Consider the following 22,898-nt stretch of genomic DNA (forward strand, 5'->3'; position numbering starts at 1 on the left):
ATAGCAGAAGATAATCACAGTACTTATACTTTAATAAGATGGAAGTAGATACAAAAACTAAAAATAAATCAACGTTTATGAAAAAGGCGATTTTTATTTTATACGTTGCACTATTAGCAGTGTTTAACATAGGAAAGCTATCGGCACAAAATTATAAACCTTTCGGAATCCGTTATCAGGAAACGGTGAAAGGGGATATGTTGCTAATAGGAAACTCTATTTTGAACGTAAATGACAGGAGCAGGGAACACAATCATACTAATCCCAATTTACCTTATACAGGAAAACACGGACATAATGCGTATGTAAATTTGGATTATATTGATATTGATGGAGATAGTTCTACCTTCAATTCAAGTTCGGCACAGATTCAAAGCCCGAATACCCGTACTTCGTGCTTGAAAGTTAAGAAAGCCTACCTGTATTGGTCGGCTGCCTATACGCAAGAGCGCATCAATAACCAACAAAATCCGAGATTTGAACGAAGTAAATTTGCACAAGTAAAATTTAAAACGCCGAATTCTGGCTATCACGATTTGGTTGGTGATATGGTATATGATGGTTTTGACATTGTCAGTCAAACTTCTGGATGGTCAGCTAATCACGCCCAACGAGCCTATGTTTACGTTAAGGATGTAACCTCTTTATTGGAAGCTGAAAGTACACGACGTAACGGAGCTTTTGATGGAAGCTATACGGTAGCTAACATAATGGCTCCCAAAGGGAAGGAAGAGTCTGGAGTAGGTTATGCAGCAGGCTGGACGCTTATTGTTGTTTATGAAGATCAAACCCAAGCGAGCCGTCATATTACTTTGTTTGATGGTTTTTCTTCTATCAATATCATTGATAGAAGAAATTCTTCCTTAGATATTCCCGTGAGCGGATTCCAAACAATTCCTTCCGGAAATGTAAATGCCAAGTTTGCTTTTGCCGCTTTGGAAGGAGAGTTAGGGATAGTTGGTGACGCTTTGAGAATCAAAAGCCCTTCAAGACCTAATGGCGTTCTAATTGATGTACCTGGAAGAAACAGTAATACTTACTATGATTATTACAATACATATAGGGCTAACTTTTTTAACAGTAAGATTACAGATATTGGAGGTGAAAATCTGAATCGTACTCCAGCCAGTAAAAACCTATTGGGATTTGATGCGGGTATTTTTGAAATCCCTAATACGGGAAATTCCCTAATACGAAATAACTCCAATTCTGCAACGATCACTCCTTCAACTGAACAGGATTCTTATTATCCTTTTATGTTTGCATTTAACGTTGAGGTCATTGCTCCTGTGATTGATTTGGAGAAAAAAGTTTTTAAAGTAAATTCAAACAGAGATGTAACAGGAGGAAGCGTAGATTTAGGAGATAAGCTGCGTTATGAAATAAAATTTAGAAACTCAGGAAATGATGACGCTCGTGATTTGGTAATTACAGATAAGTTACCCAAAAACTTGTTGTTTGAAAATATAGCATCAATAAAATTACCTTGGACATCAAGACCTACACAACCTACCGATTACGAATACAATGCTGCAAATCACGAGATAAAATTCAAAATTCCGAATGATAAAGTAAAAAAAGGACAAAAAGATTGGCACAAGATTACCTTTGAGATGAAAGTTCCTGATCATTGTGATGATTTGCGTGATGCTTGCTCCAATGTCATAGCCAATATTGTTCACGCCAAATATTTTGGTGTGCAAAACAGGTCTTCTGACGGGTTCCAAGCAGTGAGTGTAATTTCACATCAGGATTGTGAGGGTAACTTAACAGGTCCTTCTACCTTCATTGCAAACTTAGGAAATTGTGTAAGTAAAACAAAAAGAACACTTTGTGAGAAAACACTTGATTTGGTAGCAGGGGCTAATTTTGATACATACGCTTGGACTAAAGATGGAGTAGCTGTTCCCGGAGGAAATCAACAAACATTAACAGCTACATCATCAGGGACTTATCGTGTTCTTAAGAAAAAACAGGGGTGTGCAGATATGACAGAAGAAATCACAGTAGAGCTTCACGATAATGCACTGAAAACAAATCCGATAAATCCTTTTGCTTCTGAAGTTTTCAAATGTGGAAATGACAATACGGATTACCCTCAAATATATCTTTGCGGAACGTCGGCTTCAAAACTCCTAACTTTGAACGTTACTGAGGCTTTGAGTTATAAATGGGAAAAAAGAAACGAGAACTGTACTGTACCAACAACACACCCTAAAGAATGTCCCGTTCGTGACAATTATGGATGTACGTGGTCGCAAGTACATACGGGAAGAAATTATAACGTTTCAGAACCAGGAGATTATCGCGTAGAAATTACTTATGATGGAGGTTGCGTTGCGATTTTCTACTTTAAAGTGACTAAGACATTACTCACTCCAACGGTGGATGTGAGGGATATTATCTGTAATACTCAAGGAAAAATTACAGTAACACACCCGGCAACTGGATATGAATATGCATTGCAAAGTAGTGCGGGTAACATTGTACAAAATTACCAAAATAGCAATGTATTCAATGTTGCTAATCCGGATTCATATACGGTTTTGATACGTCAGAAATTAGTATCAGGAGCTACATATCAACCCTGTGTGTTTGAAGCTCCTGCATCAATTGTACAGAAAGCATCAAGGCTTAGTGTTGATACGACTCCGTTGGCGTGTGAGGGTTCTAAAGGAACGCTTCGAGTTCAGGTATTGGACGCATATCCTCAATATACGTACACGATTAGGAAAAATAATGTCACAGGAGCTGTTGTGGCAGGAGCTACGGCAACGAATACCTCAGATATCACATTCACGGGGCTTGATGAAGGCGAGTACTACGTAGAGGTAAATACACCTGATTGTAAGCTCACTGGAACAGGAAGAGTAGGTAAAATACCTCCGTTACAAGCAAGAGTTACTGTCAAAAGTCACTTAATGTGTGATGGAAAAGGAATAGTTCGTGTGGATGCTTGGGATGGTACTCCAGGTAATAGTTATGCCTATAGTATTGATGGAGGAAACACATATTTTTATAATTATGCGGATTCTTTCTATGAGTTTACAGTCTCTAATCCAGGGACTTATACAATAAAAGTGGTGGATGCTAACAATTGTGAGGTAGAAGTTACTTCCGAAGCAGTTAGAGCTGCTACTCCTCCGACTTTCAATGTTGTAGATAAATTAACAGATTGTGGAGCGAAGGGTACGATTGAATTTACAGATGTTGTTAATCCAGACGGATATCAAATAAAATATAGCATTGATGGAGGATTAACTAACCAATTAGGAACTAAGTTTATAGGATTAACTCCGGAAGAAACGTACACTCCAACAGTAATCTATGGTAATGGTTCGGTTGAATGTACCGTTTCAAGAACGATAACTTTGCCTCCTGCAGCAACAGGAAGGGTTATTGCTTCAGCTGGGGTTGCTCAATTAATAGGTTGTGGAGAAGGAGAGAATGCTGATAAGGCACAAGTTCGTATCACAAACGTACGAGGAGGTACGGGCAGGTATAAGTATAGTTTTGACGGCGGAGTTACTTGGGGAACTGAAAGAGAAAAATGGCTATTACCAGGTACTTATACTGTAATTGCAAGTGATGATGTTGATTGTCAGTACAGAACTCAAGTAGTGGTAGAACCACGACCTGTAAATCCGGTATTTACAAGTACTGTAACTTACAATTGTGATGGAACAGGAAATATAAGCATAGGTAGTAACCAAGGTACCTATAGTTATACATATACTATAGGGGGAGTAACTACAACTACTTCTACTTTCCCGAATCTACCTCCAGGAACACATAACATCAAAATTAAATATGCCGACCCGACCACGCCCGCACGCCACGAATTGTTCACAGAGGATTTTGGTGTTGGTCAAGGTAAGTTTAAAACACAATATATCAACCCGAATTATTTCTTTGAGCCTCAAACTCGTGATAATACGGGAATATATGCTTCCGATCTTGTCGAAGTTGGAGGGATTTGGTATATCAAAAATGGTGCTGGTACGCCACAAACAGACCAAAAATTTAGAACCTATCATAGCAATTTGAATATGAACGATGGGGAATATATTGTAACGGACAGATTAACTCCAAATAATCGTGCTTGGACAATCCCTATTGACCATACAGGTCTTACTAAAGGAAGAATGCTATTTGTAAATGTTGGAGATGTCTTGGGTAAAGAAGGAGGAATTCTTTATCAAAGAGAAATGATAGATGTTATTCCTAATCAGCCTATTGAGTTTTCTATCGCAGTCTTCAACCTAATCAATACAAGAGGTGCTAACCCTACCGCGGCAGACCCAGATTTAACCATTGAATTATACACAAGTGAAGCAGATATTTTAGTAGGAGCCCCAGTTGTTAGTCAGCATATTGGATCACCGCCTAAAAGTACTAATCCCAATGATTGGAGAGAGTATAATCTTTCTCTTAATTATCAGGGAAATAGCACTAAACTCTACGCTGTAATCAGGTCGGGAAGTTTGGTAACAAATGGGAATGATGTGGCTATAGATGACATATTACTGTATCAATTGCCCAAAGTTTGTTCGTTTAATGAAGAAATCAATGTGGTTATTGAGCCAAACAAGGAATTTGGAGTATTGCCTAATACAGAAAAAGTAACAAACATTCTTTGTAACGATGCCAATAATGGTTCTTATGAAATAGCCCTCAAGAATGCAGACCCTGCAGGATATTGGGTGTCAAAAGACGGAGGTGCGTTTGTGCGTGAAACTGTAAATCCGTTTGTATGGAATGGTATTTCCGAAGGAAATCATAGTGTTGTTTTCCGTTATGGGGAAAATACAACACACTGTGAGGTAACACGTACTTTCACAGTTAATAATCCATCACAGATAACCATTCAACCTATTGCAGATTTAACTTTGGGTTGTAATCCTGCTTCAGTGGATTTGGCAATCACGGCTTCGGGCGGTGTGGGAGCTTTGCAATATGCTGTTAAACAACCTGACGGAACAGTTCTTACACAAAGTTCTCCTAATTTTGTACTTACACAAGCAGGAGACCACGAAGTTACGGTAACAGACGCTAATAACTGTTCTGCAACTTCTACGTTCAAAGTAAATCAGGCTCCTAATCCAACAGTTACCATTGCCAATACATCAAATTATTGTGTAAAAGCCGGAACGCCAGCCAAAATTGACGTAGAGGTAACAAACGGAACGCCTCCGTTTACTTATTCAATAAACGGAAATGTTCAGGCAACTACCAATGATGCCTCATTCTCGTTTGGGAATCTGCAACCGGGAACATACAATATTAAGGTGGTAGATAAGTATGGCTGTGAGGCTCCTCTACCAGAGACTATTCAGCCGGAACTTAAGATAAATAATTCTACAGTAGAAAAAGAAATTACTTGTGATGCAGCACCGGCTAATAAAGGAAGAATAAAAGTTTCTTTTACAGGTGGTTATGCTCCTTACAAATATAACGTCAAAAAAGGAAATAATGTTGTAGTTGCAGAAACAGCAGTTAATGGCACAGAAGTAACTTTTGAAACAGAAGAGGCGGGAATTTATGCAATTCAGGTTACAGACAGTAAAGGATGTGAAGCCATTGTTTCAAAAGAATTAGTAGCTCCGCAAAATCCGACTGTAGTTCTTGCGAAAGAAGATGTTAAATGTCACGGAGAAAGTACAGGTTCTATTGTTGTGACTACCACAAACGGAACGCCTCCTTACAGATACTTTGTCAATTCAATAGACAGAGGAAATCAAAATGAATATCATAATTTGAAGGCTGGTACTTACACAATTACAGTTCGTGATGCTAAAAATTGTGAGGTTACTGAATCAGTGACTATTGCTGAACCTGCTGCTCCATTAGCAATAAATGCAGTTATTAAAAAACTAATAAGCTGTAATCCTGCTGAAGATAAAGCGGAGGTAGAGTACACTGTAACAGGTGGAACGCCAAATTATAGTGACAATCAAGGCGGAACAAATTATGCTACAGAACCGAGAACCATTAAATTAAGTATTGGTACTCACAACATTGTTGTAACTGATGCAAACGGATGTCAAGTTCAAACTCAAGTGGTAGTCCCACAAAGACCAACACCACCAACGGTAAATGCGACTCCTACAATTAATTACAACTGTGACGGAACAGGTAAATTTACTATAACTGCTACGCCAGATACGTATAACTATACATACACACTCGGAACAGTAACTAATGATACCGGAGAATTTAACAATGTTGCCGTAGGAACACACCAAGTTGGAATTCAGTATAAGGAGAAAAATCCGGTTCCAGGTGCTGAAGATTGTGGTTATACAATGACCGTAACAGTAACCGTAGAACCTAATAAAGAATTTAAAGCAAGCCTTGCAAGTGTTACTGATGTAAAATGTAATGGAGAAAATAATGCCCAAGCAACCATAAATGTTGAAAACTTTGGTGCGGGCTATACATACACTGTTGATGGAGGTGCTCCACAAAATGGAAATACTCCTACCATCACAATTCCAAATCTGTCTGCGGGTGTGCATACAGTGACATTGGTTTATGATACTTGTCCAGTATCTGTACCCTTCAATATCGCTCAGCCTGATGTACTTACACTTACAGGTGCAGTAACTGTTCCAGCGAAATGTAGCAACAACCAAAAAGCAACTGTTACGCTTCAAGTTCAGGGCGGAACGCCTCCTTACAAATATATCTACAATGGTTTGGAACAATCTACAAATGTGTTTACTCAAGTATCTGTAGGTCAGCAACAGATATTTAAAGTAAAAGATAAAAACAATTGTGAGCAAGAGGTAAAAATTGATATAGAAGCTCCGAAAAACATTGAATTCACGGCTGTTCCAACGGCTTGTTATTCCGGAAATAACGATGCCGAAATTGTGGTAACGGTAACTAATGGTAACGGAGATTATCGCTTCAGTATCAATAATGGAGCTTGGCAAACACCTTCAGCGACAACTCCGTTAACATATACCTTTACGGGCTTGCCTTCATCTACAGGAACGGGTCATATTATCCGTGTGGAAGATGCTTTTGGTTGTTCCGATACGAAGAATGTTGTGATTCATCCGCCGTTGCTGGTAACCATAAAAGAAACTCCGAGAAATTGTAATAACGGAGAAATAGAGGTTACGGCTACAGGAGGAGATGGAACGTATGAATTTGCAGTAATTCAGGCAGGAACAGCTCCTACTTACACTCAAAGTGCAAGTCCTTACAACCAAAGTATAACTACAGCAGGAGATTACGATGTTTATGTAAAATCAGCAGAATGTACGTATTCCAAAACAGTAACTATTAAACAGGCTCCAGCAGTAGGCTTTACAGCAACGGCAAAACAACCTAATTGCCACGGTTACAAAGGAAGTATTGCACTTACGGACATTGTGGGAGATGCACCTTACACATTGAATTTATACAGTGCAGCAAATCCTGCAACTTCAATAACGTCCGTATCAAATTACATAAATGCTTCCTACGAGTTTTCAGATTTGGAAGTAGGTGAGTACGTCGTTACGGTAACTGACAGATATGCTTGTGTTCATACTGAAACACTTACACTTAAAGACAAACCAGAACTAACAGCAATTATATCACTTACAACAACTGGTTGTATCACAGTAGGTAAATCAGTTGATTTAGAGTTAGAAGTATCTCAAGCTCTTATTGATGCTTACACCGCATTGGGTTACAAAATTGAGTATAGTGTTGATGGAACGAATTGGATGCAAATTACTAATGTAGTTACGACCATTACGGGTAAAACAGTGGGAGAAAGTTTCACGCCTTCGTTACGTGTTATTAACACAGCTAATAATGTTATTTGTTTGCAAGCATTGCCACAATATACAGTACCATACCCACTAAGCGAGTTGGCTGTAGCAACTGATTTGAAAACAAAATTTGCAGGAACTTGTACGTCAGGAGGATTTACCGTAGAAGTTACAGCCTCTGGAGGCGTAGCTCCATATGAATTTACTATGGAAAAACCTACTACAGCAACTGTTTGGCTTCCATCGAATGTTGCGGGGCAGTCGAATAAATACCAATTTACAGGTCTTACACCAGGAAGAAGTTATATATTCTATGTAAAAGATAGTCAAGGATGTATACAGCAAAATGAACACGACATTTATGAAGAGTATAATCCACCAATGAAAGTGGTAGGAAATGTAAAACCTATCTGTTTTGATGCCAATACAGGTTCTATTGATTTTGTTGTGAGTAGAACAGCAAACTCCATATCAACAGCAAACCAGTTTAACTGGAAAGTGATTGATAAAGCAACAGGAAATGTGGTGTCTGGAGCAGGCTTTACAGGAACCAGTCCGATGCCTCCTAAGCCTGGCTCGGTTACAATTTCTGTTTCGAATTTACCAATAGGTACGTACTATATGGAAATTGAGGAACAAGGAACGGGTTGTAAATGGGCAAGTCTTGATACGGAAATGTACCAACAAACAGAATTGCAAGGAACTCCGGAAGTAAAACGTGATGTTACTTGTGCTTTACCTGGACTTATAGAAATCAAAAATCCGCACGGTGGTGGAGGTACTTATACCTTTGAGCTTTATAGTACGGCGTTTAATACGACGGGTAACATTATTCGTTCAAATAATACGGTTGTTGATGTGCCTGTTGCAAAAATCAACACAACAGCAAATTCTATTTCCGTGGAAGTGAGGATAGAGGATCAGCACGGTTGTAGAAAAGTGTTGGGAACAGTAACTTTAGGTATTGAAAAATCTGCTCCTGCCGTTACGGCAGAGCCTGATAGTTGTGAAGAACCGCTATCAATTACGGCAAAATATACTTCTGTTGCAGGTAGAAATTATGAATTTGCTATCCAAAAAGGAACAGGTGCTTGGAGTGCTTGGCAGAAAGATCCTAAGTTTACTAACCTTGAAGGAGGTCAGCAGTACAAAGTAAAACTTATTGACAGGGTTACGGGCTGTGAGTCTGAAAGTCTTGCGGTTACTTTGCTTACCAAAATAAAAGGAGAGGTAAAACAAACCAAATTGTTAGGTTGCGGACAAAATGCTGAAATAGAAATAAAAGCCAGCGAAGGTTCAGGAACATACCAATATGAGGTTTCGGGAGCGGCTACTGTTTCACGTCAAGATTTGCCAGCAACAACGCATAATTATACAGTTTCTGTTGCAGGAACATACATTATCAAGTTGTGGGATAAAGATGCAAGTGCCGCTACTTGTCCGCCACTTACCTTTACGGTAACGGTAGCTGACCCTGTGTATCCAGCCTTTACGGCAAGCACAGTTTCGGCAACTTGTAACGGCGTTTCTGACGGAAAAATCTTAATTAATGAAGTTGCTACGGGAGCTCCAACGGTTACTTATACTATACCAAACGTAACACCTGCTCCGGTTTATAATCCTACCATAAAAGGATTTGAAAACTTGGCAGGAGGAGTTTCTTACACGGTTCGTGCAACTTCTGCAAATGGTTGTCATACAGAAACTACGGTAACGGTAGCTCAGCCTGATGCTGTGAATGTTGCTGCCGACTTTGTAACTGTAAAACAATTTGCTTGTACTTCGGGCAACACCCCTGTAAGTGCTGAGGTTACCCTTGACCCATCAAAAGTTACGGGAGGAACGCCTCCGTATAGTTTTACTATTATGTATAATGATCAAACTGTCAATGGAACCCAGTTAATTACAAATGACCATACTGGAGGAACAGTAACTGTTGAGGTTAGGGATGCAAATGGTTGTACAACAGTAACTCCAACAGCAACAATAGACAAGTTTGATGCTTTAACGGGTATTTCCATAAATATAACTCAAAATATCTCTTGTAAAGTTAATGAAAATATAGATGTACTGGTTACCACAACAGATGCGGGTACCGCAATTAATAACAACCAGAAGATACGTTACATCCAAAGTGCTACTGTGCCAACCACAGCACCAAGTACTTGGACTACAACGGTAGGTACTTTCAATAATCTCACTCCAGGAACCTATACCTTCTGGGCAGGTCATATTGAAACAGGTTGTATGACTTCAGTAACCCATACGGTAAAAGAACCAAATACTTTCGTAGTTACCCTAAAAGGAATTACACCGCCTAAGTGTGTGGGAGACAGGGCAACAGTGGTATTTACTGTAGAGGATGATAACTACACTGGAGATTATGAATGGCAAGTACGAGGAACACATCTTAATAATCCAACTAGAACTAGTAATAGAGAAATATCATTTGAAATCACTAAGGGAAGTTACTTCTTCGTAGTGAAACAGGTTGCTCATCCGGAATGTGACCAAGAATATGAGTTCACAGTTACGGAGCCTGAAATACCTTTACAAGCGGAACTTAAGGTTAAAAAGATTACTTGTAACGGAAATGATGGAGCTATTGAAGTGATAAATGCAAAAGGAGGTTGGGGAGGATACCAATATCGTATTGATCCGGATGCAAATGCAACTGGGTGGACAAGCACACCATTGTTTACAGGTCTTTCTCCTGCCTACTACCGAGTTTATATCAAAGATATCGGAGGTTGTGAGATATTAATAGGAGATGCTAATTTAGAGAGACCACAGCAAATTGTAGCAAACTTAACAGTTGATACACAAAACTGCGTTGCAGGTTCTGGAGTGATTAAAGCTACGGCTTCGGGTGGTGAAGGTAAAAACTACACTTTCCAATTGATAAAAGACGGAGTGAATTACGGTACTCCTGTATCGGGAGATGCTACGAATTCGGCTACGTTCAGTAATTTGTCAGCTGGGGTATATACAGTAAAAGTTACCGATACTTGGAACTGTGAAAACGCATCGGTAACTGCGGTAACACTTTACGAACCGATTACCAATCCGAGTGTTACTATTGATAAGGAAATTACTTGTAACAATAATCCTCATACGGGAGCTAATGTTACAATAACACATCAGGGTGGTAATTCAGGAAATATTACCTATGTGGTAACGCCACCATCAGGCGCAGCGGTAACACGAAATAATCCTGTATTTACAAACCTAAATGAGGTGGGAACTTACAATGTGACAATCACTGATAATGTAACAAATTGCCCACCGGTGAACGCTAAGTTTGAGTTAACGGGCACTATCCCGGTTGCGTTTACACATACGAAAACGAATGTAAGCTGTAACGGAGGAAGTGATGGTTCATTTGTGATAAGCTTGGATAACACGCAAACACAGTTGAATTATAAGATTTCAGTAACAAGTACGGTTGCAGGATTTACAACGCAAGAGCAAACCGTTACAACCGTACCAGCAACCCATACTTTCAGCAATTTGAAAGCAGGTGTTTATCAAGTAACGGTAACTTCTGCAAGGGGTTGTGAGAGTCAGCAAACCATAACCATTGATGAACCTGTACAGTTGGCTGTAACAGCTGTTGTAACAACTGAGTTTGCTTGTGATGTTACATCAAATGTGCCTCAACAAGCGGTTATAAAAGCTACTGTTAATGGAGGAACTGCACCATTCCGATATAGTATTGACGGAGTTAATTTCGAAAATACTACAGGAGAGTTCAGCATTGCTGATACGGGAGCTGTCCAAAATATCACAGTTACCGTAAAAGATGCTAATGGATGTAGTGCAACAGCAACGCCTGTGGTTCTAAATCCATTGCCAAAAATAACAAACGTAACAGTTGATAGAAAGGCACTTACTTGTGCAAATCCTGAAGAAGTTAAAATCAAAATAACAGGAGCAGGAGCGACGGGATACCAAATTGAAGCAAAAACAACTGTTACGGGTGCGGTAATCACGCCAGGAACAAGTCAGTTGCCAGCAGGTACATCTGAGGCTACATTCAGCTTGTCAAAAGCGGGTCAGTATGAATTCAAAGTAATTGACCTACAGACAGGTTGTTATACTGTGGTAACTCACGTTGTGAATGCTTATGACCAAATGAAAGTTTCTGCAACAATCGGAAAAGAAATCTCTTGTTCAGGAAGTGCAGACGGGGAAATTAAGCTTGAAACAGTTGATTATGTAGGAAGTTTTACTTGGGAAGTGATTGAAGCAGCTACAGTTACATCAACGAACCCAACCGTAGTTAAAACAGGTACAGGTAACGCAACAGTATTTGGTACACCGTTAGTAACTACTATCGGAGGACTTTCAGCGGGTGATTATGTGGTGAAAATTAAACAAAATGCTACACCATTCTGTGAAATCACTTCGCCAATTGTACAAATAGCCAATCCGCAATCATTGGTGGTAACGCCAACAATTACCAATCCGCTTACTTGTAAAGGCAACGATGCAGTGTTAATTGCTGAAGCTCAAGGAGGCTGGGGTAATTACGAATATCGATTGGAGAAAAATGGAGCAGCTCACCCGGTTTACGGAACGTATTCTACTACTTCAACATTTGTTAATTTGGATGCAGGTAATTACAAAGTTTGGGTAAAAGATAAAGGAGGTTGTGAGAAATCAGCAGATAGAGAAATCTCAGCACCTACCCCAATAAACGTAATTGCAGTTCCAAATGTAACGAGATTGACTTGTTTTGAAGATAAATCAGCAAGCATTACAGCGACAGTTACGCCGCCAAATGCAGGAAGTGGTAATTACAAATATATATTGTTAACAAGAACTCCTTCCGGAATTATTGAATCAGGAGCTCAAGATAGCCCTACATTTACAGGATTAGGAGCAGGAGAATATGCCGTGAGAGTAGTTGACGGCTGGAATTGTGATAAGGATTCCGATTTCGTTACAATAGATGCACCGGCTCCGGTTCGGGTAGAGGCAATTATATCCAGAAATATAACTTGTAAGCAAGATGCTGAAATTACATTAATTGCAACAGGAGGTTCAGGTACAGGTTATGTATTTACTGTTGATCCATCATCAGTAGGAAATATCACACCATCCGGCACAGCGGGAGTTTACTTGGCTAAACCGGGAACTTACGTCTTCACAGCAGTAGATGGTAATGGTTGTAAATCCGAAATGTCAAATACAATTGAGATACACCCTGTGGAGAATTTAGGTCTGAAAATTGATACATCTTTGGCTTATGTGAAATGTAATGGTGACAGTTCTGCAACGATTAAAGCAGAAGCTTACGGAGGTTTAGGAGATTATAAATATGAACTCTTAAATGCTGCAGGAGCATCGTTCGCACGACCAGTTACAAACACAGATGGAGTGTTTGGAGGCTTGGCTACAGGAACATATAACATAAAAGTAACAAGCTTGGATTGTGAGGAAATAACTCCAACCCCTATAGTTATCAATGAGGCACCTGCGTTGGTTTTTGCAACATTAACAAGCACAAACGAAACTTGTTTCAATGAGAAAGACGGAACTATCAACGTTGAAGCTACAGGTGGTACGGGAGCAATAACATACGCAATTTCACCACGTTTAGACCGAGTTGTAACGGCTGAGTACATCAGAAGTCAGAAGTATGAACCGGGAACATATGTTGTAATTGCTCAAGATGAAAACGGTTGTACACTTGAACACGAGTTTGTAATTGCTCCGGCAAGTAAGATAGAAGTAACTTTAGTTTCAGTAACACACGAAACGTGCTTAGGTAGCAACGACGGAAGTGCAACTATATCCATCACCGGTGGAACGCCTCCGTACTATACGGCATTCAACAGCGATTCTGATACGGCAAATTGGGTAGAAGGTAAATTAGTTTATAATAATTTGCCGGCAGGAGAAAATCACGCAATCTTTGTTAAAGACGCCAGCGGATGTAAAGCTTATGTTGTAATACCGAAAATAGAACCAGGAATTGATTTGCAATTAAAAGCAGAAGCAACGCCACAGTGTTCAAACGATAATGTACTTAATAATCGAGTTGTTGTGTCGGTTAATCCTACGTATGCTACTCAAGTTACTTATAGCTTGGATGGTGGAACGCCACAAAGAAGCAATATCTTTGATAACGTTCCGGCTGGGGTACACACAATCACAGTTTCTCATCCGGATGGATGTAACGGAGAGGTTGCGGTAACAATGCCTAACTATACACCATTATCAGTGGTAACAAGTACTACAGAAATAACTTGTAGCGGAGCAAACGATGCAACCATAACTCTGCAAGTTACCGGAGGTTCATCAAGTTACACTTACACGATTACTCCTCAGGAAGGAAACTTTGATATGGCAACTCAGAAATTTACATCTTTGCCTGCAGGAAGTTACACAGTGGTTGTAAGAGACAACGTTCTTGGATGTATTGTTACGGAAAGATTTAGATTTGTTAATCCGGATCCTCTGTACTTAGAAGCAAGCACTGTTTCTGAAACTTGTTATGGAGATAACGATGGTCAAATTCGTTTTGAAATCAAAGGAGGCAAACCGACATATAGTTATGTACTTACAAATCCGCAAGGACAACAAGTTGATGTTGCAAACGGAATAGCTGCGGGGCAAGTTGTTACTAAAGGAGGCTTGGCACCTGGTGCTTATGTACTGACTTATGTAGATTTAGGCGGAGTTTGTACAAAAACCGAAACCATAACGGTAGGAGCTGCACCAAATCTTAAACCTATAAATCAGCTTGAGGTTAAGTACGAGTGTACAACGAGCATACCTTCAAATTATCTCCAAGTTGTGTTTGATAATGCAGTTTTGAACCACACCAATACGTTCTATGCGTTAAATAGCACAAACATTGCAGATGCAAGACGATTTACGGAATTTAACGGAAGCACAGCAATTATCCGAAACTTGCCGGCAGGAAGCGACCAGTTTATAACTATTTTCCATAATACTTGTAGCTATACGATTCCGTTAAGTGAGTACTTCGATGTACAAGATTTTGATCCATTGACATTGCAAGATAAGTCTGACCCAAGAAAAATGAATCAAATCAAAGTACAGGCAAACGGAGGAAAAGCACCGTACACTTATTACTTCAACGGAAGAATGAGCAGCAGCGATGAGTATTACATTTCATCAACCGACCCAGGACGTGTTGACGCTAACGGACGCATAATCAAGCAAATTGAAGTAATGGTAATTGATGACTTAGGTTGTTCGCAAACCATTACTATCGAAAAAGAATTTGTTGATATTCACATACCGAATTATTTCACACCGAATAACGATGGAAATAATGACCGTTGGAAACCTGAAAACACCAGAAGTTATCCGAACATTGAGGTTATAATTTACGACAGATATGGTAGATTGATAGCCACTTTACGTCAGGATGAATCTTGGGACGGAAAATACAATACTCGTGATTTGCCTACGGGAGATTACTGGTACTTAGTCAAACTAAATGGAGATGGCGATGAACGTGAATTTATAGGAAACTTCACGCTATTCAGATAGTTAAGATGATATTTATCAAAAGAAAAACTCAAGGCTCGGGATTTGATTCCGAGCCTTGAGTTTTTTGTTCAAAACCTGTTTTTTCCAAAGTTTTTCTGTCTTCCGCCGAAAATTTAATTATTAAAAATTTAGAAGAATAATAATTTTGTTCTTTCAAAAAAAAATCATACTTTTGGAATCTATTTAAAAAATCAAAAAAGTTATGAATATACCATCGGAATTAAAGTACACAAAGGACCACGAATGGGTTCGCATTGAGGGTGATCTTGCAGTAGTGGGGATTACTGATTTTGCTCAAAAAGAATTGGGCGACATCGTTTACGTTGAGGTTGAAACAGAAGGAGAAGTTCTTGACAGAGAGGAAGTTTTCGGAACTGTTGAGGCTGTAAAAACAGTTTCGGATTTGTTCTTGCCTTTAAGCGGAGAAATCGTTTCGTTTAACGACGCATTGGAGCAAGAGCCTGAAAAAGTGAATTCAGACCCATATGGCGAAGGTTGGATGATTAAAATCAAATTCAGTGATGCTTCTGAGATGGACGCATTGCTTTCTGCCGAGGAATACACAGAGTTGATAGGTGCTTAAGAAACGTAAATTTACAATCTTACTGGTAATATGGTTCATCATTGTAGTAACATTGAGCCTAATGCCGGGAGATAGCACCCCCGATTTGCCCCGTATCCCATACATAGATAAAATAGCACATTTTACTTTTTATTTTGTATTTACGGTTTTGTTTTTTTTAACATTAAAATATGAATGTAAGTGTGTTAAAAAATTGACTTATATTTATATTATTTCGGCTTTGTTTGCTTTTTTATTGGGAATTTGTATAGAATTGTTACAAAAAACGATAACAACTACAAGAAGTGGAGAAATCTATGATGTTTTTTTCAACTCTTTTGGCACAATTGTTGCTTTATTGTTTGTGACAATCATTAATAAAAAAGCTTTTAATTAATGTTAAAGAAATGTTTAATAACCTTTTAAAAAAGATTTAAGTTATGCAACCTAAAAAGAGCCCAAAAGCAGATTTAACCAAAAATAGTGGGTTATTTTTTGCTATCGGATTTGCTTTGGTTTCAGCCTTATCTTATGCAGGATTTGAGTTGAAATCGTACGACAGGCAAGTTTTCGACGACCGAAAAACAGACGTCGATAAGTTACTTGATGAAGAACAAGAGGAGATTGTATTGGAAAATGTTACTCCTCCGCCACCTCCGCCACCTCCGCCGGCAGTAGTTCAAGAGGTAGAAATTGTTGAAAATGAGAAAGAAATAGAAGAAACTATCATCCAAGATACTGAGGTTAAGAAAGATGAGGTTATTGAAGTGTCTCAAATTCAAGAAGTTGTTGAAGAACCAGAAGAGGTTGACGTTCCTTTTACAATTATCGAGGATAAGCCTATGTTCGAAAGTTGTAAAGACGTACCAAAAGACAAACAGTTTGACTGTTTCAAACAGAATTTGGACAAACACGTACAAAAGAACTTCAGTTATCCGCAAGCAGCCGCAGAGATGGGAATCCAAGGAAGGGTGAATGTTCACTTCCGTATTAATAAAGATGGAAGTATAACAATCATAGGTGTTCGTGGACCAGACAAAATGTTAGAAGCGGAAGCACGCAGAATTATAGAGAAGTTACCTAAACTTATTCCAGGTAAACAACGTGGAAAACCAACATCAGTAACATTCTCTTATCCAATTAATTTCAAGTTAAACACATAATAAAAAAAGCCAACTTTTAAGTTGGCTTTTTTATGTTATACTTAGTATTATAAACTGTTTTCTTTCGTGAATTTAATAATTTCTGAGATATGCCCAAAAGCTACCCCTACTACCGTATCGGCAGCTCCGTAATAAACCGCTACTTTATCATCTTCAATGGAATGTAATGCGGCACAAGGGAAAACCACATTAGGAACGTCGCCTGTGAGTTCGTAAATTTCCGCGGGAGCCAACAAATAAGGTTGCGTACGATATTTTACTTGGCTTGGGTCGTTCAAATCCAGAATCGCAGCTCCCATTGAGTAACGAAATCCGTTGCAGGTGTTAATTACCCCGTGATAGAACATTAGCCAACCTTCATCGGTTTTGATAGGCACAGCTCCCGCCCCGATTTTGGTACATTGCCAAGCACTCTCCATAAACGGAGCTACTTTCATTACACAACGATGCTCGCCCCAGTACTTCATATCAGGGCTGTAGCTGAGGTAGATGTCCCCAAAAGGCGTATGTCCGTTATCGCTTGGGCGTGAAAGCATTGCGTATTTTCCGTTGATTTTTTCAGGGAAAAGAACTCCGTTTCGGTTGAAAGGCAAAAAAGCATTTTCGCATTGGAAAAACTCCTTGAAATCATAGGTGTAAGCAATCCCGATGGTTGGTCCGTGGTAGCCGTTGCACCAAGTTACCCAATAGCGGTCTTCAATCCACGTAACGCGGGGGTCGTATTTGTAATCGGAATCAATCATTTGGGTGTTTCCGGCTTTCATTACGATGGGTTCGTGGTTAATTTTCCAGTTGATTCCGTCTTTACTGAAACCTGCAAAAATATTCATTTGCACGGCTTTGTTATCACAGCGGAAAACTCCTGCAAATCCATCGCCAAAAGGAACAACGGCACTGTTGAAAATACTATTTGAAGTGGGGATGTCGTAACGATTAATGATAGGATTTTCGCTGTATCGCCACATAACATCTTTGCATCCTTCGGGGCGTTCTTGCCAAGGCATTTTAGCATTTGTCATATTATTTTAAAGTATTGTTTATCAAATTGGTAATAAATGTTATTTGTTCGTTATCTAACTCGGTATGCATCGGAAGAGAAATGACTTCGTTTGCCAATTGGTTGGTAATCAAGAAGTCTTCTTCGTTGTATCGTTCGCTCGCATAGGCTTTTTGCAAATGCAACGGAATTGGGTAATAAATTCCAAAAGGAATATCATTTTCGGACAAAACTTTTACCAATTCATCACGTTTTCCGTTAGTGATTCGCAAAGTGTATTGATGATAAACGTGGTCGTAACCTTTTGCTGTAAAAGGAGTTATAATGTTCGGATTGTTTTTCAGGGCATCTGTATATTTTTTGGCTGCTTCTTGACGTTTTTTGTTGTAAGTGTCCAAATGCGGAAGTTTAGCACGAAGTACTGCAGCTTGCAGAGAGTCCAAACGGGAATTTACACCCACAACATCGTGATGATAACGTACATACATTCCGTGGTTTACGATTCCTCTGATAGTGTGAGCAAGAGCATCGTCATTGGTGAAAATCGCCCCTCCATCGCCATAACAACCTAAATTTTTGGAAGGAAAGAAAGAAGTCGCTCCCACGTGTCCGATAGTTCCTACTTTTTGTTTTCGTCCGTCTGACCACGTGAAATCAGCTCCAATGGCTTGCGCGTTATCTTCAATTACAAACAAGTTATGTTCTTTCGCTATTTCCATAATAGATTCCATATCAGCAGGTTGTCCGAATAGGTGCACTGGAACAATTGCTTTTGTTTTTGGAGTAATAGCTTTTTTTATGGCTTCGATGTTGATATTGAAAGTATCATCGTAAACATCAACCAAAACAGGTGTAAGATTCAGAAGAGCAATAACTTCTACAGTGGCAGCAAAAGTAAAATCGGCGGTAATAACCTCATCACCAGGTTTTAATCCGAGTCCCATCATTGCGATTTGCAAAGCATCGGTTCCGTTTGCACACGGAATGACGTGCTTAACGCCTAAATAATCTTCCAATTCTTTTTGAAAGGCGTGAACTTGCGGTCCGTTAATGAAAGCCGTGCTGTCCAAAATCTCATTGAAGGAAGAGTGTATTTGTTCTTTAATTTGCTGATATTGACCGTTTAAGTCAACCATTTGTATTTTTTTCATACGTAAATTATTATTTTAAACCGCACACTTTTGTTTTCACGGTTTTTTTAATTCTGTCATAAAAATATCCCACAAAAATAAGGAAGTAATTTGAATAAATAGTGTATTTTCGCAAAAAATAATTTCCGGATGAAAACGCTTTATACGCTATCCATTTATGTGGTTGGTTTTGTACTGAAAATCATAGCTTTATTCAATAAAAAACTCAAACTTTTTGTTGAAGGACGCAAAAACGTATTTCCTTATTTGCAAGAAAATATCCAGAAAGGAGAGCGATACGTTTGGGTACACACAGCTTCGTTGGGTGAGTTTGAACAAGGTCTTCCTGTGATTAAAGCTTTGAAAAACAGAGGGAAAAAGATTCTTGTTACATTTTTTTCGCCTTCGGGATACGAGATTCGCAAGAATAGCCCCGATGCCGATTTGGTTGTTTACCTGCCTTTGGATACACCGAAAAATGCCCGTAAATTTTTGGAAATTGTTCAGCCCGAAATGGCAATTTTTGTAAAATATGAATTTTGGTATCATTATCTTAATGAGCTGAAAAATAGAGGGATAAAAACCTATTTGTTGTCTGGGATTTTTCGCGAAAATCAGATTTTTTTCAAACCTTATGGAGCAATGATGCGAGATTGTTTGCGTGCGTTCCATCATTTTTTTGTTCAGAATGAAAAATCTAAAAAATTGCTTCAATCCATTGGTTTTGAGAATATAACGGTGAGTGGCGATACGCGTTTTGACCGAGTTTCGGAAATTTTGAAACGAGATAATTCTTTGGATTTTATGGAAGCGTTCAAAGGAAATTCGCTTTGCGTGGTTTTTGGAAGCTCGTGGGAAAGCGACGAGGAAATCTACCTGAAAGCCATTAACTATTCCGATAACAAAAATGTAAAATATGTGATTGCTCCTCACGATATAAAACCTGAGAAAATCGACAGTTTTCGACGAAAAATTGCTTTGAAAACCGTATTTTTTTCTGAAAAAGAAGGGAAAAACCTATCGGAATACGATGTTTTGATTTTGGATACAATCGGGATTTTAACGAAAGTGTACAGCTATGCCGACATTGCTTATGTGGGCGGAGGAATGGGCAATAGTGGGCTTCACAACGTGTTGGAACCGGCTGTTTTCGGAATTCCTGTGATGATTGGCAAAAATTATGACAAGTTTGCTGAAGCCAAAGAATTGGTGGAAAGGGGAGGCGTGATTTCTGTTTCAACCGAAAAAGAGCTGGAAGAAAAACTGAGTTTACTTATTCAAAACCCTGATAAACGAGCGGAAATTGGCAAAATCAATGCTGACTTTGTTAAAAAAAACAGCGGAGCCACGTATGAATTTTTGGAAATTGTGTTTCCAAGCTAAATATGGCTCCAAAAAAGACGTATTTTTATATCTGATAATCAGTAAATTATTTCATTTAACTTTTTTTAACACTAAAATTTTATCTGAAACTATTGTCAGAATAAAAAAATATAGTACCTTTGCAATCGCAAAACAGAAGAAAATATTCCTCCTTAGCTCAGTTGGTTAGAGCATCTGACTGTTAATCAGAGGGTCACTGGTTCAAGTCCAGTAGGGGGAGCAAAGAAAATCAAGGCTTTACAGAAATGTGAAGCCTTTTTTTGTTTTTCTGTGTGAAACATATGTGAAACATTTTTTGTAACTTCGGAAACTCTAAACCACGCACATTATAATTCAAAGCACCAGCCAAAAACCAATAGCTTTTTTTGAAGAAGTAGCAACCTACAATGAGGGCAGCATATTATTATTTTGTATAAGAATATTTTCCAACAGCAAAAATCAATCCCCCTTTTGTAGAATCTTTTAATATATGTCTTGATGTAAATAGCTTTTCATTTACTTCATAGATAGTAATGAGTTTTCCTTCAAATAGCTGTCTTTCAGAGTTGATTTTTATCCCGTCAAATTTGACTTTGATTCTCGTATCGAGTAGGCGTGGCACTTGTACATAGCCGATGCCCGAGAAAAGTTAATATGTCAAAGAACGTGTTGAATAAGTATAAATTTTTAGGTAATTAAGTAATATTTTTCATATATCCTGTAACATTTCAAAATCTTTTCTTAATAGATGTAATTGATGATTAGAATAAGTAATATTTCCTGATTTTACCTCAAGAACAAAATTATAGGAAATTATTATATCTAAGAAAGTATGCCAAAAAGAAATCATATTAGAATTTTGTAATTCGAAAGTAATATACAAGTATATATTTTCTTCCTTTAGATTGCAAATATTAATTCCAAATTCATTTTGTGAACCATTGATACAACAAATATTTATCCCTAATAAATCAACATAATCACCATTCTTTGGCAAAGCTACTATTTCTTCCCCAAAATAGCCATTTAAAGAAACTTTTACTCCTCTCTTGTAAAACTCCTTTATTATGTACTCAATACTAAATTTTTCTTTTAATATTTTAATACAAATTTGTTCTTTATTAATTCTAAAAGCCAAAAATTAGTGTAGTTCTGATATAAATATGTTCTTTAAACAACCAACCATAGCTCATAAAATCAATTGATTGCGACCATTTAAAGGATTGAAAATTCCTCCACGAAAAAATAACTACAGAACAAGGTAGGGGGGACTTTTGATTTCCAAGACAAGTGGGGTGGGCTTACAAAGTTGGGATGGACTTACGTTTATTGAGCAAAAATTAAATTTTATAGGAATTTTTATAATTTTGTATCTTAAGAGAGGAAATTGTTCACAATATGGAAAATACCCAAAATATAATCCTTTATACCACCCCTAATGGAGATGTGAGACTAGATGTTTTGCTTCAGAATGAAACTTTATGGCTTACACAAAAAGCTATTGCAGAACTTTTTGGAGTGCAAAGACCCGCTATTACCAAACATTTGAATAACATCTTCGAAAGTGGAGAACTAGAGGAAAATTCAGTTAGTTCCATTTTGGAACATACTGCAAATGACGGAAAAAAGTACAATACCAAATTTTATAACCTAGATGCCATAATATCTGTAGGTTATAGGGTTAATTCATCAAAAGCGACACAATTTAGGATATGGGCAACCAACACTTTGAAAGAATATATTGTTAAAGGCTTTGTTTTAGATGATGAAAGATTAAAACAAGGACAAAAGGTTTTCGGCAAAGATTACTTTAGAGAGCTTTTACAAAGAATTCGTTCCATAAGAGCCAGTGAAAGAAGGATTTATCAACAAGTTACGGATATTTTTGCAGAATGTAGTATTGATTACGACTCCAATTCCGAAATCACGAAGAATTTTTATGCAATGGTTCAGAATAAATTTCACTACGCCATTACAGGGAAAACAGCCCCAGAGATTATATATTCTCAAGCAGATAAGACCAAAGAGAATATGGGTTTAAGTACTTGGAAAAATGCTCCTGACGGCAGAATTTTAAAACAAGATGTAGTTATTGCTAAAAATTATCTTCAAGAAAAAGAAATTCAGCAATTAGAAAGAACTGTTACAGGCTACTTTGATTATATTGAAGGACTTATAGAAAGAAAAAACACATTTACGATGGAGCAATTAGCCGAGAGTGTAAATAGGTTTTTGAGCTTTAATGAATATAAAATTTTGGAAGGAAAGGGTAAAATTTCCAAAGTTCAAGCCGACAGAAAAGCTATTGCAGAATATGAGGAGTTTAACAAAACCCAAAAAATAATCTCTGATTTTGATAAAGAAATTAAAAAATTGAAAAAATAG

9 protein-coding genes and 1 tRNA gene are annotated in these 22,898 nt (G+C 38.2%); 7 read left to right on the forward strand and 3 right to left on the reverse strand.

From position 1 onward, the window contains the following. Positions 1–38 precede the first annotated feature (38 nt). From CGC58_RS07400 to CGC58_RS07415, 4 genes are all read left to right on the forward strand, one after another. Positions 39–15,299, forward strand: a complete 15,261-nt coding sequence (locus tag CGC58_RS07400) for a T9SS type B sorting domain-containing protein (RefSeq protein ID WP_095896146.1) — start codon at positions 39–41, stop codon at positions 15,297–15,299. Between the two features lie 202 nt (positions 15,300–15,501). Then, positions 15,502–15,882 carry a glycine cleavage system protein GcvH gene (gene gcvH / locus CGC58_RS07405; protein ID WP_095896147.1) on the forward strand — a complete coding sequence of 127 codons (381 nt, stop codon included), beginning with the start codon at positions 15,502–15,504 and terminating at the stop codon, positions 15,880–15,882. Beyond that, on the forward strand, positions 15,875–16,258 hold the full coding sequence (locus CGC58_RS07410) for a VanZ family protein (protein ID WP_095896148.1): 384 nt from the start codon (positions 15,875–15,877) through the stop codon (positions 16,256–16,258). The genes gcvH and CGC58_RS07410 overlap by 8 nt, the downstream gene beginning before the upstream one ends. A gap of 43 nt (positions 16,259–16,301) precedes the next feature. Continuing rightward, complete coding sequence (locus tag CGC58_RS07415) at positions 16,302–17,024, forward strand: energy transducer TonB (protein ID WP_095896149.1); 723 nt, start codon at positions 16,302–16,304, stop codon at positions 17,022–17,024. 47 nt (positions 17,025–17,071) lie between these two features. On the opposite strand, the gene CGC58_RS07420 is transcribed toward CGC58_RS07415, so the two are convergent. Together CGC58_RS07420 and CGC58_RS07425 are read right to left on the reverse strand one after the other, a co-directional pair. Continuing rightward, complete coding sequence (locus CGC58_RS07420; protein ID WP_095896150.1) at positions 17,072–18,043, reverse strand: glycoside hydrolase family 130 protein; 972 nt, start codon at positions 18,041–18,043, stop codon at positions 17,072–17,074. Position 18,044: 1 nt separating this feature from the next. Next, the gene (locus CGC58_RS07425; protein ID WP_095896151.1) at positions 18,045–19,172 is read right to left on the reverse strand and encodes a DegT/DnrJ/EryC1/StrS family aminotransferase; all 1,128 of its coding nucleotides are present in this window, start codon (positions 19,170–19,172) and stop codon (positions 18,045–18,047) included. Between the two features lie 129 nt (positions 19,173–19,301). Here CGC58_RS07425 and CGC58_RS07430 point away from each other — a divergent pair, with 129 nt between their 5' ends. Together CGC58_RS07430 and CGC58_RS07440 are read left to right on the forward strand one after the other, a co-directional pair. Beyond that, positions 19,302–20,534: a 3-deoxy-D-manno-octulosonic acid transferase gene (locus CGC58_RS07430; RefSeq protein ID WP_095896152.1), complete on the forward strand. Its 1,233-nt coding sequence runs from the start codon at positions 19,302–19,304 to the stop codon at positions 20,532–20,534. Between the two features lie 146 nt (positions 20,535–20,680). Continuing rightward, positions 20,681–20,754 (forward strand) — tRNA-Asn (locus tag CGC58_RS07440). Positions 20,755–21,222: 468 nt separating this feature from the next. Here CGC58_RS07440 and CGC58_RS07450 read toward each other — a convergent pair. Further along, positions 21,223–21,651, reverse strand: a complete 429-nt coding sequence (locus CGC58_RS07450) for a hypothetical protein (protein ID WP_095896155.1) — start codon at positions 21,649–21,651, stop codon at positions 21,223–21,225. A gap of 260 nt (positions 21,652–21,911) precedes the next feature. On the opposite strand from CGC58_RS07450, the gene CGC58_RS07455 reads away from it, so the two are divergent. After that, a complete protein-coding gene (locus tag CGC58_RS07455; RefSeq protein ID WP_095896156.1) occupies positions 21,912–22,898 on the forward strand; it encodes a virulence RhuM family protein in 987 nt (328 codons plus the stop codon).

The organism is Capnocytophaga stomatis, assembly GCF_002302635.1.
Taxonomy (GTDB): domain Bacteria; phylum Bacteroidota; class Bacteroidia; order Flavobacteriales; family Flavobacteriaceae; genus Capnocytophaga; species Capnocytophaga stomatis.

What these genes read in the sequence shown, in the direction of transcription:
- CGC58_RS07425 (WP_095896151.1), bottom strand. Translation starts at nt 19,172, where the DNA reads ATGAAAAAAATACAAATGGTTGACTTAAACGGTCAATATCAGCAAATT.
- CGC58_RS07455 (WP_095896156.1), top strand. Translation starts at nt 21,912, where the DNA reads ATGGAAAATACCCAAAATATAATCCTTTATACCACCCCTAATGGAGAT.
- CGC58_RS07430 (WP_095896152.1), top strand. Translation starts at nt 19,302, where the DNA reads ATGAAAACGCTTTATACGCTATCCATTTATGTGGTTGGTTTTGTACTG.
- gcvH (WP_095896147.1), top strand. Translation starts at nt 15,502, where the DNA reads ATGAATATACCATCGGAATTAAAGTACACAAAGGACCACGAATGGGTT.
- CGC58_RS07415 (WP_095896149.1), top strand. Translation starts at nt 16,302, where the DNA reads ATGCAACCTAAAAAGAGCCCAAAAGCAGATTTAACCAAAAATAGTGGG.
- CGC58_RS07400 (WP_095896146.1), top strand. Translation starts at nt 39, where the DNA reads ATGGAAGTAGATACAAAAACTAAAAATAAATCAACGTTTATGAAAAAG.
- CGC58_RS07420 (WP_095896150.1), bottom strand. Translation starts at nt 18,043, where the DNA reads ATGACAAATGCTAAAATGCCTTGGCAAGAACGCCCCGAAGGATGCAAA.